The sequence below is a fragment of the Rhizobacter sp. P3_B12 genome, from assembly GCF_056402895.1.
Genome location: NZ_JBFUGN010000512.1, coordinates 1 through 4,361, shown reverse-complemented (window position 1 = coordinate 4,361; position 4,361 = coordinate 1). Strand labels below are relative to the sequence as shown.

General features: G+C 73.0%; 4 protein-coding genes and 1 pseudogene. 3 read left to right on the top strand and 2 right to left on the bottom strand.

The genetic code is table 11. The features are described from left to right. Together AC1D01_RS22570 and AC1D01_RS22565 are read right to left on the bottom strand one after the other, a co-directional pair. The coding region (locus AC1D01_RS22570; RefSeq protein WP_477870252.1) for a hydantoinase/oxoprolinase family protein at positions 1-896 on the bottom strand (896 nt) is incomplete at its 3' end. Then, entirely contained in the window at positions 889-1,875 is a 987-nt protein-coding gene (locus tag AC1D01_RS22565) for an ATP-grasp domain-containing protein (RefSeq protein WP_477870250.1), read from the bottom strand. The genes AC1D01_RS22565 and AC1D01_RS22570, both read right to left, overlap by 8 nt. Positions 1,876-1,897: 22 nt before the next feature. Here AC1D01_RS22565 and AC1D01_RS22560 point away from each other — a divergent pair, with 22 nt between their 5' ends. The 3 genes and pseudogenes from AC1D01_RS22560 to AC1D01_RS22550 form a co-directional block, all read left to right on the top strand. Further along, positions 1,898-2,599 carry a HisA/HisF-related TIM barrel protein gene (locus AC1D01_RS22560; protein WP_477870248.1) on the top strand — a complete coding sequence of 234 codons (702 nt, stop codon included), beginning with the start codon at positions 1,898-1,900 and terminating at the stop codon, positions 2,597-2,599. A 308-nt stretch (positions 2,600-2,907) separates the two neighbouring features. After that, the gene (locus AC1D01_RS22555) at positions 2,908-4,173 is read left to right on the top strand and encodes a molybdopterin-binding domain-containing protein (RefSeq protein WP_477870246.1); all 1,266 of its coding nucleotides are present in this window, start codon (positions 2,908-2,910) and stop codon (positions 4,171-4,173) included. After that, a pseudogene (locus AC1D01_RS22550) lies at positions 4,170-4,361 on the top strand (formylmethanofuran dehydrogenase subunit A); the annotation flags it as partial. The gene AC1D01_RS22555 and the pseudogene AC1D01_RS22550, both read left to right, overlap by 4 nt.

The window sequence follows — 4,361 nt, the reverse complement described above, 5'->3', positions numbered from 1 at the left end:
GCGCTGACGACGACGGCATCGGCCGACATCCGGTGCATCGCCATCACGCGCTGCAGTTGCGCGCCCAGTTCGTCCACCTGCGCGGCGCGCCAGTCCTGCGCGAACACCAGCCACTCGCCATCGCAGGCATCGCGCGCATCCATGCCGATCATCCGCGCCAGCCGCTTGCGCGTGGCCGGCAGGTCCTTCGGCGCGTTGTCGGCGCTCGGGTACAGGTCGTGCGCCGGGTCCAGCTCGCCGGTCAGGCGGTACACGTCGGCCACGGTGGCGAAGTACTCGTTCATCACGTTGAGCCGCTCGCCGCGCCACGCAATCTGCCGCGCCAGCCCGCACAGCGGCGTGCGCACCACGCCCTGGTAGACGAGCTCGCCGGTGGCCAGGCGCTGCACGTCGCTGCGCGCCTGCGTGACGACCTGCCCGTGCTTGAACGCGATGATGTCGGTGGTGGTGCTGCCGATGTCGATCAGCACGCCCTCTCTTTGAAAACCCTCGAGGTCGCGCGCCGCGTGCAACGCCGTGGCCAGCCAGTTGGCCGAAGCGATGTGCTGCCACTCGGCGGCCACGYGTTCGCCGTCGCACCAGCCCTCGTCCCCGGTGAAGAACTGCACCGGCGCTGCGGGCCAGGCCTCGCACAGCAGCGCCGCGATGCGCTGCACGCCGGCCTCGCGGTGCTCGAACAGGTCGACCATCTCGCCCGTCATCGTCACTGCGTGCCGGGCCTGCGCGGCCGCGGGCCAGCGCTCACGGGCCGATTGCAGCGCGCGCTCCAGGTGTTCGATGCCCTGCCACAACGGGCAGGCCCATTGCGCGACGTCGACCACGCGGCCGCGCTGCAGCAGGCAGGCCTTGACGTGCGCGCCGCCGATGTCCCAGCCGACGACGGTGGCGTCATCCATGGCCGTCGCCCGCCGCGCCGACGGCATGCTCGCGCAGCAGGTCGGCCGCGAGGTTGCGGCCGAGCGCCGCCGACAGGCCCACGTAGGCGCAGGTGACGCGCGGGTTCACCTCGATCAGCACCGGCCCGCAGCGCGGGTGCCACACCACGTCGATGCCGACGAAGCCACGCAGGCCCGGGATGCCCTTCGCCACCTGCGCGGCCAGCCGCGACAGCGCCCGCCCGCGCTCGCTGTCGAGCGCGATCGCATTCACCTCGACCCCTTCGAACGACAAGGTGCCGTCCGCATCGATGGCAATGTCCTGGCGGTTCACGCTGAGCACCTCGCTGCCCTGCGCGGTGCACAGCATCGACACGCTGAGCGGTTCGCCGTCGACCCAGGGCTCGATGGCCATCGGGCTGCCGGCGGTCGAGCGCCGGTCCCAGTCGCTCAGCGCGTCGTCCTGCCAGGTGTGCACCCGGGTCGCGACGCCGCCCGCGCCATCGTCGGGCTTGACCACCCAGCGATCCACCTCCGGCACGTGCTCGAAGGCGAGCGGCGTGGTCACGCCCTGCCCCGCCAGGTGCTGCAGCGTGGCGCGCTTGCCCGAGCTCAGCGCGATGGCCTGCGCGCTGCACCCCAGCCAGCGCGCGGCACCCACCACCTGCTGCATGCGCGCCAGCAGGCCGCCGGTCTCGGGCGCGACGACCCAGGCCACGTCATGCAGGGCGGCCTGGCGCGCGACGAAATCGAACGGCGATTCACCGCCGCGCGGCCGCACCGGCTCGGCATTGCCCGGCACGCGCGGCGCCCGCGCGCTGGCCGCCACCGACACCATCACGTCGTCGACCTGCAACAGATCCTGCGCCAGCGCATCGCGCATCGACAGGCCGAGCGGCAGCAGTTCGGCCGCCGCCGCCTCGTCGTTGACGGTGGCATCGCCGGCCGACGGGATCAGCCCGCCGCCGCTGAGATACTCGTAGACGAAAACCCGTTTCATCGATGCTCCTCGGTTCAACTGCATGACTGTCATTCCCGTCATCGACCTGCTGCAAGGCCAGGTGGTGCGCGCCGTGCGAGGTGAGCGGCAGCACTACCGGCCGATCGACTCGGCGCTGTGCGCCAGCAGCGATCCGCGCACCGTCGCGCGCATCCTGTGCGAGCACTGTGCGGCGCAGCAGCTGTACGTCGCCGACCTCGATGCGCTGCAGGGCGGCGCGGGCCAGGTCGCCGTCGTGCGGCAACTGCTCGAGGCCTTGCCGGGCATCGAGCTCTGGCTGGACGCCGGCTTCGCCGACGTGTCGCAGGCGCGCGCGCTGGATGCGGCGCTCGGGCCGCTGGCGCAACGCCTGGTGCCGGTCTTCGGCAGCGAATCGCTGCGCTCGCGCGCGGCACTCGCAGCCTGCTTCACGGCACCCGGCCGCGGCATCCTGTCGCTCGACCGCCGCGACGGCGAACGCCTGGACGCGGCCGGTTGCTGGGAGGCCCCCGAGCTGTGGCCCTCACGCGTCATCGTGATGACGCTGGAGCGCGTGGGCTCCGGCGCCGGGCCCGACCTGGACACGCTGCGCCAGCTGGCCGCGCGCTCGCCGCAGACCCGGCTGATCGGTGCCGGTGGCATCGCGAGCGTCGCCGATCTGACCCGCGCGGGCGCGGCCGGCGCGTCGGCCTGGCTGGTGGCCAGTGCCCTGCACGACCTCGGGTTGCCCCGAATGCCTGCCTGATCTGAAGCACATGCGTCCATGACGGGACGACGCATCACGTTTCGTGCCAACCGCAGGCGCTCCCTCTCCCCCCGTTCGCCCTGAGCCTGTCGAAGGGTCGGACTGAGCTTGTCGAAGGCCTGCGACGCTGTGGCACGACCCTTCGACAAGCTCAGGATGATCGGGCCCTTCGACAGGCTCAGGGTGAACGGAGGGTGCCTCCCGCCAGAACCGAGACACTGTGTCCCGCTTCTGGCCGCCGCACCCGCGGCGCCCTCGCCGTTGCCGGGGCGGGCCTCGTGGCACATCGCTTGCGTTGAAACGGGCACATGAGCGACACCTCCGTGACTCCGCGCGCCGCCACCGCACGCTGGACCTGCCCGTTCTGCCTGCTGCTGTGCGACACCGCCACGGTGCAGGTCGACGACGCGGGTGCCCTCACGCTGTCGGGCAGCGGCTGTGCCAGCGCCCGCCATGCGCTGGCGCGGTTCACGGCCCGGCCCTCGACGGCCTCGCCACGCGTGGACGGCCAGGACTGCTCGCTCGCCGAAGCCATCGCGGCAGCGGCCCGGCGGCTCGCCGCGAGCCGGCAACCGCTGTTCGCCGGCCTGGGCACCGATGTGTCGGGCGCCCGCGCGCTGTACCGCCTGGCCTGCCGGACCGGCGCGATCTGCGATGCGGCCGAGGGCGAGGCGCTGATGACCACGCTGCGCGCGACGCAGGACCGCGGCAGCTTCTTCACGACGCTGGCCGAGGTGCGCACGCGCGCCGACCTGATCGTCTGCGTCGGCGGCACGCCGGTGCGGCAGGCGCCGGAGTTCTTCGATCGGTGCGGCGTCGGCGAGGCGCTCGTGGCGCAGCGGCGGGTGGTGGTGCTGGGCGGTGGAACAGCCGACGACGCGGTGCTCGACGGCCTGCGCACGCGTCCGGGCATCACGGTGGACACGATCCCGCTGCACGGCGACCTGTTCACCACCGTCGCGCTGCTGTCCGCATTGGTCGCAGGGCGCGCCGTGCGCGAGGCACCGGCGGCGCTGCAGTCGCTGGCCACGCATTTGCGGCAGGCGCGCTACGCGGTGTTCGTCGGCGAGACGCGCACGCTGCCGCACCAGGGCGCGCTGGTCGTCGAAGGCATCCACCGCACCGTCGGCACGCTGAACCAGCGCACCCGTGCCGCGGCGATGTGGCTGGGCGGCGGCAACGGTGCCGGCACGGTGAACCAGGTGTTCACCTGGCTGTCGGGCCTGCCGCTGCGCTCGCGCGCGGGGCCGCTCGGGCTCGAGCACGAGCCGCTGTGCTTCGATGCGCAGCGCCTGCTGTCCGACGCGGCGGTCGACAGCCTGCTGTGGGTGTCGAGCTTCGATCCGGACCTGGCCCCGCCGGCGACCACGCTGCCGACCGTCGTGCTCGGCCATCCCGCGCTGGCCCGGGCGCCGGCCGCGGTGTTCATCCCGGTGTCGACGCCGGGCATCGGCTCGCCGGGGCACCTGTTCCGGGCCGATGGCTCGGTGATGCTGCCGCTGTTCGCGGTGCACGACGACGGCTTGCCGACGTTGGCCAGCGTGATCGATCGCATCGCAGGAGCCCTCGCATGAGCAGCGTGCGCCTGCGCGGCGGCCTGGTCATCGACCCCGCGAACGACGGCCAGCCCCAGGTGCGCGACCTCGGCGTGCGCGACGGCCGCATCGTCGCGCTCGCGCCGCACGAGGCCGTCGACGACGAGGTCGATGCGAGCGGCTGCGTCGTGATGGCCGGCGGCATCGACATGCACACGCACATCGGC

Bases quoted from the DNA above. Each gene is read 5' to 3' on its own strand.
- AC1D01_RS22565 (WP_477870250.1), bottom strand. From the start codon at position 1,875: ATGAAACGGGTTTTCGTCTACGAGTATCTCAGCGGCGGCGGGCTGATC.
- AC1D01_RS22560 (WP_477870248.1), top strand. From the start codon at position 1,898: ATGACTGTCATTCCCGTCATCGACCTGCTGCAAGGCCAGGTGGTGCGC.
- AC1D01_RS22555 (WP_477870246.1), top strand. From the start codon at position 2,908: ATGAGCGACACCTCCGTGACTCCGCGCGCCGCCACCGCACGCTGGACC.